Origin of the sequence: Streptomyces sp. NRRL WC-3549, assembly GCF_000721935.1 — a bacterium.
Classification (GTDB): domain Bacteria; phylum Actinomycetota; class Actinomycetes; order Streptomycetales; family Streptomycetaceae; genus Streptomyces.
In genome coordinates this window covers 997-9,911 of record NZ_KL585451.1, presented here as the reverse complement: position 1 = coordinate 9,911, position 8,915 = coordinate 997, and the positions used below count along the sequence as shown (strand labels likewise).

General features: G+C 72.6%; 2 protein-coding genes and 2 pseudogenes. All 4 read left to right on the top strand.

The genetic code is table 11. The annotated features are described in order from the left end of the window. A pseudogene (locus IH13_RS45410) lies at positions 1 to 1,412 on the top strand (type I polyketide synthase); the annotation flags it as partial. A gap of 1 nt (position 1,413) precedes the next feature. Beyond that, a pseudogene (locus IH13_RS39970) lies at positions 1,414 to 6,330 on the top strand (type I polyketide synthase); the annotation flags it as partial. A 158-nt stretch (positions 6,331 to 6,488) separates the two neighbouring features. Beyond that, the gene (locus tag IH13_RS0135460; RefSeq protein WP_037843381.1) at positions 6,489 to 7,076 is read left to right on the top strand and encodes an acyl carrier protein; all 588 of its coding nucleotides are present in this window, start codon (positions 6,489 to 6,491) and stop codon (positions 7,074 to 7,076) included. Between the two features lie 47 nt (positions 7,077 to 7,123). Continuing rightward, positions 7,124 to 8,915: type I polyketide synthase (locus IH13_RS0135455; RefSeq protein ID WP_031091160.1), on the top strand; the 1,792-nt coding region annotated here is incomplete at its 3' end.

Genomic DNA, 8,915 nt, shown 5'->3' with positions numbered 1-8,915 from the left:
AGATGTGTATAAGAGACAGCTCGGGCACCGTGCTGATGACGGGCGCCACCGGCACGCTCGGCAAGCTGTTCGCCCGTCACCTGGTGACCGCCCACGGCATCCGCCATCTGCTCCTCGTCAGCAGGCGCGGGCCCTCGGCGGAGGGCGCCGCAGAGCTGGAGGCCGAACTGGCCGGACTGGGCGCCACCGTCACCGTCGCCGCCTGTGACGTGGCCGAGCGCGCACAGCTCGCCGCCCTGCTGGCCACGGTCCCCGCCGATCACCCGCTCACCGCCGTCGTGCACGCCGCAGGCGTCACCGACGACGGGGTTCTCCCAGCCCTGACACCTCAGCGTGTCACTGCCGTGCTCCGCCCCAAGGTCGACGCGGCGGTGGCGCTCCACGAGCTCACCCAGGACCTGGACCTCAGCGCCTTCGTCATGTTCTCCTCGGTCGCCGCCACACTCGGCGGCGCGGGACAGGGCAACTACGCCGCGGCCAACGTCTTCCTCGACTCCCTCGCCCAGCACCGCCGGTCACGCGGCCTGCCGGCCACCTCGCTCGCCTGGGGACTGTGGGCCGACCGCAGCGGAATGGCCGCGAACCTCGACGACACCCAGCCCAGCCGTATCGGCCGTTCCGGTGTCGGATCCATGGAGTCCGCGCAGGGACTGGCCCTGTTCGACGCCACCCGCGACCTGGACGACGCCCTGCTCGTCCCGGCCCCCCTGGATGTGTCCGGCGCGCGCGGAGCAGGCTCCGTCGAAGCGGTTCCGCCCATGCTGCGCGGCCTGGTGCGCCTCCCGGCGCGCCCGGCAGCGAACAGCGGAGCCGGCGCCGGCTCCGCCGAGGAGGCCCTCGCGCAGTTGCTCGCCCCGCTCGACGAGGCCGGCCGCGCGGCCGCCGTACTCGATCTGGTCCGTACCCAGGCGGGCGCCGTCCTCGGCTACTCGGAGCACGACGAGATCGGAGCCCAGCGGGCCTTCAGCGACCTGGGCTTCGACTCCCTCACCGCGATCGAGATGCGCAACCGGATGAACCTGGTCACCGGGCTGCGGCTGCCCTCCACCCTCGTCTTCGACTATCCGACACCTGCCGCACTCGCCGACCACGTCAACGAACTGGTCGCCGGTTCCGTATCCGCCGGCAGCGGTGACACACCGCGGGCCGACGCCTCGGACAGCGGTGAGCCCATCGCCATCATCGGTATGAGCTGCCGGCTGCCCGGAGGCGTGGAGACGCCCGAGGAGCTGTGGAGGCTCGTGGACGAGGGCCGCGACGCGATCACGGAGGTCCCGGAGTCACGGGGCTGGGAGATCGAAGGGCTCACCGGCGGATTCCTCACCGATCCTGGTGACTTCGACCCGGCGTTCTTCGGCATATCGCCGCGCGAAGCCGTCGCCATGGACCCGCAGCAGCGGCTGCTCCTGGAGNAGCCGTCGAAGCGGCGGGCATCGACCCGGCCGGCCTGCGAGGCACCCGCACCGGCGTCTTCGTCGGCTCCAGCGGCCAGGACTACACCGGTCTGCTGCAAAAGGCCGAGGACAACAACGCCGGCTACATCCTGACCGGGACCACCGCGAGCGTCATCTCCGGCAGGGTGTCCTACACGCTCGGCCTGGAGGGCCCCGCCCTCACGGTCGACACCGCCTGCTCGTCGTCCCTGGTGGCCCTGCACCTGGCAGCCCAGGCACTGCGGAACGGCGAGTGCTCGATGGCACTCGCGGGCGGCGTCATGGTCATGGCCACCCCGGCCGGCTTCGCCGGGCTCAGCGGACAGGGCGGCCTCGCCTCCGACGGCCGCTGCCGCGCCTTCTCCGAATCCGCGGACGGCACCGGCTGGAGCGAGGGCGTCGGCGTCCTGTTCGTCGAGCGACTGTCCGACGCCCAGGCCAACGGCCACCCGGTCCTGGCCGTGGTCCGGGGGTCGGCGATCAATCAGGACGGTGCCAGCAACGGACTGACCGCGCCCAACGGCCCCTCGCAGCAGCGAGTCATCCGACAGGCCCTGGCCAACGCGGGACTCACCACCCAGGACGTCGACGTCGTGGAGGCGCACGGCACCGGAACGCCGCTGGGCGACCCCATCGAGGCACAGGCCGTCCTCGCCACCTACGGCACAGACCGGCCCCAGCCCGTGCTGCTGGGCTCCATCAAGTCCAACATCGGTCACTCGCAGGCCGCCGCAGGCGTCTCCGGGATCATCAAGATGGTCCTGGCGATGCAGCGGGGAACGGTGCCGCGGAGCCTCCACCTGGACGAGCCCACCTCCCATGTGGACTGGTCCGCGGGAGCGGTGTCCCTGCTGCAGAAGGCCGTGCCGTGGCCCGAGACCGGCAGGCCGCGCCGCTCCGCCGTCTCGTCCTTCGGCATCAGCGGCACCAACGCCCACGTCGTCCTCGAAGAGGCCCCCGAGCAGACGGAGGCCGCCCCCGAGGCGGGCGAGGAACCGTTCCTCGGAGCGACAGCCCTCCCCTTCGTGCTTTCAGGAACCTCGGCGGAGGCCCTGCGCGACCAGGCCGGGCGCCTGCACCGCCACCTGCTGACGCACGACGACGCGGTACTGGCCGACGTCGGCTGCTCCCTGGCCACGTCCCGCACCCGCTTCGGACACCGGGCGGCCGTCGTCGCGGCCGGCCGGGACGACCTCCTGCACGCCCTCGCCGCCCTCGCGGAGGGCACCGGAGCTCCCGGCCTCGTCCAGGCGGTCGCCCCCGGGGAGGAGCCCAAGGTCGTCTTCGCGTTCCCTGGCCAGGGTGCGCAATGGGCGGGGATGGCACGCGGACTCCTGGACAGCAGCCCGGTGTTCGCCGAGCGGATCCGCGAGTGCGCCACCGCCCTGTCCGGCCACACCGACTGGTCCCTGCTGGACGTGCTGCGCGGAGCGCCGGACGCCCCTGGACTCGACCGCGTCGACGTGGTGCAGCCCGCTCTGTGGGCCGTCATGGTCTCGCTCGCCGAGGTGTGGCGTGCCGCGGGCGTCGAGCCGGCCGCCGTCGTCGGCCACTCGCAGGGCGAGATCGCCGCGGCCTGCGTCGCCGGCGCGTTGACACTGGACGACGCCGCCCGCGTGGTGGCGCTGCGAAGCAAGGCGATCCTGGAACTGTCCGGCCTGGGCGGAATGGCCTCCGTACCGGAGCCTTCGGAGAAGGTACGGGCGCGGCTCACCCCTTGGGAGGGGCGCCTGTCCGTCGCGGCCGTCAACGGACCGTCCTCCGTGGTCGTCTCCGGCGACGCCGACGCTCTTGACGAGCTCCTCGCAGCCTGCACGGCCGAGGGGGTCCGCGCCAAGCGCATCGACGTCGACTACGCGTCGCACAGTGCGCACGTGGAGCGCATCCACGACCGCCTGCTCGCCCTGCTGTCCGACGTGGCTCCGCGCTCTTCGCAGGTGCCCCTGTACTCGACGGTCACGGGCGAACTCCTGGACACCGCGGGCATGGACGCCGAGTACTGGTACACGAATCTCCGCCGGACGGTGCGCCTGGAGGAGACCACACAGGTCCTGCTCGGCGCGGGACACCGGGTGTTCGTCGAGATCAGCCCGCACGCCGTCCTGGCTGTCGGACTCCAGGAGACCCTGGACGAAGCCGCCGTCGACGGCGCTGTTCTCGGCTCGCTGCGCCGCGACGAGGGCGGTCCCGACCGTTTCCTGTCCTCGCTCGCCACCGCCCACGTGCACGGGGTCCCCCTCGACTGGACCGCGCTCTTCGCGGGGCGCGACGTGCGCCGGGCCGAGCTGCCCACGTACGCCTTCCAGAACCGGCGTTACTGGCTGCCGATCAGGAACAGCACGTCCGGCGACCCCGCCTCCATCGGCCTCGGCGCAGCCGACCACCCGATGCTCGCCGCCGGGGTCGCCCTGGCCGACGCCGACGGCTACCTGTTCACCGGCCGGCTCTCCCCACGTACCCAGCACTGGATCGGCGACCACGTCGTCATGGAGACGATCCTGCTCCCGGGTACCGGATTCGTGGAGATGGCACTGCGCGCAGCACAGCAGGTCGGCTGCGACCTCGTGGAGGAACTCACCCTGGAGGCGCCGCTCGTCCTGCAGGAACGCGGCGCCATGCAGGTGCAGTTGGTCGTCGGTGCTCCGGACGCGACCGGCCGCAGGCCGCTCACCGTCCACTCCCGCCCGGCGGACCTGCCGGCCGAGGCAGGCGGCCTCGCCGAGACGCCCTGGCGACGGCACGCCACCGGTGTGCTCGCGACCCGCGCCGCATCCGGCGCGCCGTTCGACTTCACCGCCTGGCCCCCCGCCGGGGCCACACAACTCGAACTCGCGGGTGTGTACGAACAGGCCGCCGCGCTCGGCTTCGGATACGGGCCGATGTTCCAGGGCCTGCGTTCCGCATGGCAGTCCGGTGAGGACATCTACGCGGAGGTGGCGCTCCCCGAGGACGGTCGCGCCGAAGCCACCGGATTCGCCCTCCACCCCGCCCTGTTCGACGCCGCGCTGCAGGCGATGGGACTCGGTTCGTTCGGTCCCGGCCAGGGACGCGGGGAAGACGCCGGCAAGCCCCGGCTCCCGTTCGCCTGGCGCGGTGTGAGCGTGTACGCGACCGGGGCGTCCGTCCTGCGGGCGCGGCTCTCCCCGAGCGGTGCGAACGGCATCGCGTTCCAACTGGCCGACGGCACCGGGGCGCCCGTGGCCTCGGTCGACGCCCTCGACATGCGGCCGGTCGATCCCCAGCAGCTGAGGACCGCCACGCAGGAGGGGAACGACTCCCTCTTCCGGCTCTCCTGGGAGCCAGGGACCGTCGCACCCGCCGGCCCCGCACCCGCCGGCCCCTGGGCCGTCCTGGGCGCAGACCCCGCGCCGCTGTCCGCAGCCGGCGTCCACGCCGACGGGCACGCGGACCTCGAGGCGCTCCTCGCGGCCGTCGAAGCCGGCAGGCCCCTGCCCGACACCGTGATCGCCTGCCTCGGAGCTCCCGAGGCCCATGACGCGACAGCCGGTGCGCACACCGCAGCCCGCGACGCACTGGCCCTGCTCCAGGGCTGGCTGGCCGACGAGCGCCTCGCCGGCACCAGGCTGGTGCTCCGCACCTCGAACGCGGTGGCTGTCACCACGGGCGAGAGCGTCGGCGGCCTCGCCACGGCACCGGTCTGGGGGCTCGTCCGCTCGGCGCAGTCGGAGCACCCCGACCGCTTCGTCCTGGTCGACGCCGACGGCAGCGAGGCCTCCTGGCACGCACTGCCCGGGGCCCTGGCTCTGCCGGAGACGCAACTCGCCCTGCGGGACGGCTCCGTGCTGATGCCCCGCCTGGCACGCGTGGCAGCGGAAGCGGGCAGCGACACCGGTGCCGCATTCGACGGCGGAGGGACTGTCCTGGTCACCGGTGGTACAGGCACCCTGGGCAGCCTGCTCGCCCGCCACCTGGTCACCCGCCACGGTGTGCGCCACCTGCTCCTGCTGAGCCGGCAGGGCGACGCGGCCGACGGCACCGCCGACCTGCTGGCCGCACTGCGGGACGCCGGCGCCGAAGCGCGCGTCGTGGCCTGCGACGCGGCGGACCGGGACCAACTGGCCCTGGCACTCGGCACCATCGACGCCGCCCATCCGCTCACCGCCGTCGTACACGCGGCGGGTGTCCTGGACGACGGGGTCATCACCTCCCTCACAGGCGCCCGGATGGACGCGGTGCTGCGGCCCAAGGTCGACGCAGCGGTGAACCTCCACGACCTCACCCGGGACAGCGATCTGTCGGCGTTCGTGATGTTCTCCTCGGCCGCCGGCACCCTCGGCAGCTCAGGGCAGGGCAACTACGCGGCGGCCAACGCCTACCAGGACGCCCTCGCCCACCACCGCAGGGCCTCCGGCCTTCCCGCCACCACCCTCGCCTGGGGTTTCTGGGCCCAGGCGAGCGGCATGACCGGGCACCTCAGCGACGCGGAGGTACGCCGGATGAGCGGAGGCGGTGTCGCCGGGCTCTCCTCCGAGGAAGGACTCGCCCTCTTCGACCTCGCCACGGCCTCCGAAGACGCTCTGCTGCTGCCGGTCCGGCTGGACTTCGCGGCGCTCCGCGCGCAGGCGGCCGCCGGCGCGCGCTGGCACAGCGCCTGGCCGGGCTGTCCGAGGAGGACCGCGACCACGTGGTCCTGGACCTGGTGCGCACCCACGCGGCCGCCGTCCTCGGACACGCCTCCGCCGACGCCGTGGAACCGGACATGGCGTTCAAGAAGCTCGGATTCGACTCGCTCATCGCCGTAGACCTGCGTAACCGGCTCAACGCCGCCCCCGGGCTACGGCTGCCGGCGACGCTCGTCTTCGACTACCCGACACCGACGGAACTGGCGGCGCACCTCCGCACCGAGGTCGTCCCCGACACCGGCGCGGCGGATGCCCCCGTGCTCGCCGGGATCGACCGGCTGGAAGCCCTGCTCAGCTCCGTCGGCACCGACGACGACCGGCGTACCAGGGTCACCCTGCGGCTCAACGCCATGCTCGCCAACTGGGGCGACATCCGGGTGGCGTCCGAACCGGTCGTACCANGCCGCCCCTGATGCGCAAGCTCGTCCGCGCGGCCGCGCCACGTGCGGCCGACACGGATGGCACGGGCACCGGGGGAGTGGGGCTGGCACAGCGCCTGGCCGGGCTGTCCGAGGAGGACCGCGACCACGTGGTCCTGGACCTGGTGCGCACCCACGCGGCCGCCGTCCTCGGACACGCCTCCGCCGACGCCGTGGAACCGGACATGGCGTTCAAGAAGCTCGGATTCGACTCGCTCATCGCCGTAGACCTGCGTAACCGGCTCAACGCCGCCCCCGGGCTACGGCTGCCGGCGACGCTCGTCTTCGACTACCCGACACCGACGGAACTGGCGGCGCACCTCCGCACCGAGGTCGTCCCCGACACCGGCGCGGCGGATGCCCCCGTGCTCGCCGGGATCGACCGGCTGGAAGCCCTGCTCAGCTCCGTCGGCACCGACGACGACCGGCGTACCAGGGTCACCCTGCGGCTCAACGCCATGCTCGCCAACTGGGGCGACATCCGGGTGGCGTCCGAACCGGTCGTACCACCGCAGGACCTCGACACCGCCAGCGACGAAGAAATCTTCGACTTCCTCGGCAAGGAGTTCGGTATCTCGTGACCAGCCGACCGCAACCGGACGAACCGCTCCGAGGGGAAACCAAGGCCATGACCGACGACAAGCTGCGCTATTTCCTGCGGCGGGTGACGGCCGACCTCCAGGAGACCAGGGGCAAGCTGCGCGCTGCTGAGGAGAAGGACAACGACCCCATCGCGATCACCGCGATGAGCTGTCGCTTCCCGGGCGGTGTACGCGCCCCCGAGGATCTGTGGCAGATCATGATGTCGCAGGTCGACGCCCTGTCCCCGTTCCCCGAGGACCGAGGCTGGGACTTCGAGGGACTGTTCTTCCGCGACCCCGACGAGCCGGCCCGCAGCTACACGCTCGAGGGTGGATTCGTCTACGACATACCGGACTTCGACCCGGAGTTCTTCGGTATCAGTCCGCGCGAGGCACTCGCGATGGACCCGCAGCAGCGTCTGGTCCTCGAGGCGTCGTGGGAGGCCGTGGAACGGGCCGGCATCGACATGGCGTCCCTGCGCGGCACCCGGACCGGTGTCTTCGTCGGTACGTCCTACCAGGGCTACGGCAGCACGGTGTTCGTCCCGCCCGAGGGAACCGAGATCTACCTCGGCGTCGGCAACACCAGCAGCGTCGCCTCCGGCCGCGTCGCCTACACCTTCGGTTTCAACGGGCCGGCCGTCACCATCGACACCGCGTGCTCGTCCTCGCTGGTGGCCCTGCACATGGCCTGCCAGTCCCTGCGCAGGGACGAGTGCTCGATGGCCCTCGTGGGCGGCGTCACCCTGATGTCCAGCCCTGGCGCCTTCACCGAGTTCAGCCGTCAGCGCGGGCTGTCGACGAGTGGACGCTGCAAGGCGTTCTCCGCCGACGCGGACGGCACCGGCTGGGGTGAGGGCATCGGCATGTTCCTGGTGGAACGACTCTCCGACGCCCGGCGCAACGGCCATCCCGTCCTGGCAGTCGTACGCGGCTCCGCCATCAACCAGGACGGCGCGAGCAACGGTCTGACCGCGCCCAACGGACCCGCGCAGCAGCGCGTCATCCGCCAGGCACTCGCCGACGCGCGGCTCTCACCCGCCCAGGTCGACCTGGTCGAGGCGCACGGGACCGGCACGACCCTGGGCGACCCCATCGAGGTCCAGGCACTCGCCGCCACATACGGGAAGGACCGCCCCGAGGGCCGCCCGGTGTGGCTCGGCTCGGTCAAGTCGAACATCGGCCACACCCAGGCCGCCGCCGGTGCCGCCGGACTGATCAAGATGGTGATGGCGGTGCAGCGCGGAGTGCTGCCGCCCACCCTCCACGTGGAGAACCCCACCACGCTCATCGACTGGGTCGACGGGGGCATGGCCCTGGTCACCGAACCCGCACCCTGGCCGGAGACCGGGCAGCCGCGCCGCGGAGGGGTGTCGTCCTTCGGCGTCAGCGGTACCAACGCCCACGCCGTGATCGAGCAGGCGCCCCCTGCGGACGAGCGGCCCGCCCCCGCCGAGGAGGGGGAGCGGGAGGACAGCACCCCGGCGCTCCGGGCGCCGCTGGACGGCGCCAAGCCGCCGCTGGTCCTCTCCGCCCGCACCGAGAACGCCCTACGGGAACAGGCCCGGCAGCTCCAGGCCCACCTGGCGCGCAACCCGGACACCTCCATGACCGACGTCGGCCACACGTTCGCCGTCCGCCGGACGAGGTTCAGCCACCGTGCCGCCCTCCTGGCCGACGCCTCCGGCGCGTACACGGCCGCCCTCACGGCCCTCGCCGAGGGGCGCGAGTCGGCGGACGTGACCCAGGCGGTCGCAACCAGGACCGCCCGTCCGGTGTTCGTGTTCCCTGGTCAGGGTTCGCAGTGGGTGGGTATGGCCGCGGGTCTGTTGGAGTCCT